This is a genomic window from Helicobacter sp. 12S02634-8 (assembly GCF_002272865.1).
Classification (GTDB): Bacteria; Campylobacterota; Campylobacteria; order Campylobacterales; family Helicobacteraceae; genus Helicobacter_J.
Map to the genome: position 1 here is coordinate 1 of NZ_MLAP01000055.1, position 626 is coordinate 626.

The window sequence follows — 626 nt, forward strand, 5'->3', positions numbered from 1 at the left end:
GTGTTTTCAGACTTTCTTGAAACTTGATATACAATTTCCCGCTATACCCCCTCTCCCTCTCACACCTCATCGCACACCCCCTGATTCTTCGCCTCTCCGACATACTCGACATAGCCATCTTTGATGAGTTCTCTGATGAGATTTAGGAGCTCGATATTTTTAAAAATACGATTCTTTTTACTGCAATACACGACATTGCGATAACTTGTGTATTTAATCCCTCGGCTCTCGCACATCTGCGCTTCATTGCCATAATCTAAGATGATTTTATTTTTATTTGGGCGATAATTGCTGTTAATGGCTTTTGTTCGCATTATTTGCCCCCTTTCTCTAGTGTTTCGATTCTCTTCTCTAATCTCTTATTCTGAAAAAACGCACAAAACAAAGCCACTAAAATACATATATTGCTGATAGTTTCTAAGACTTCCATATTCACTCCTTATGGTATAATCAGACACACAAAATGCAAAAGACTTGAGAAGTGGGGTTACCCCCTCCAAATCGCATAGATTTGGTTGATTGCTAAGATTATCAAGCAGATTTTGTAGGTGATGTTGATAATCTTTTCAAGCTTTCTCATTTTGTGCCTTTCGTTTGGATTTAAAACATATCTTGTATGTTTTATG

1 protein-coding gene is annotated in these 626 nt (G+C 37.4%); it reads right to left on the minus strand.

Going from position 1 to position 626, the window contains the following annotated elements:
• Window positions 1-59 precede the first annotated feature (59 nt).
• The gene (locus BKH46_RS09340) at window positions 60-314 is read right to left on the minus strand and encodes a hypothetical protein (protein ID WP_095226543.1); all 255 of its coding nucleotides are present in this window, start codon (window positions 312-314) and stop codon (window positions 60-62) included.
• Window positions 315-626: the final 312 nt, after the last annotated feature.

What these genes read in the sequence shown, in the direction of transcription:
- BKH46_RS09340 (WP_095226543.1), bottom strand. Translation starts at nt 314, where the DNA reads ATGCGAACAAAAGCCATTAACAGCAATTATCGCCCAAATAAAAATAAA.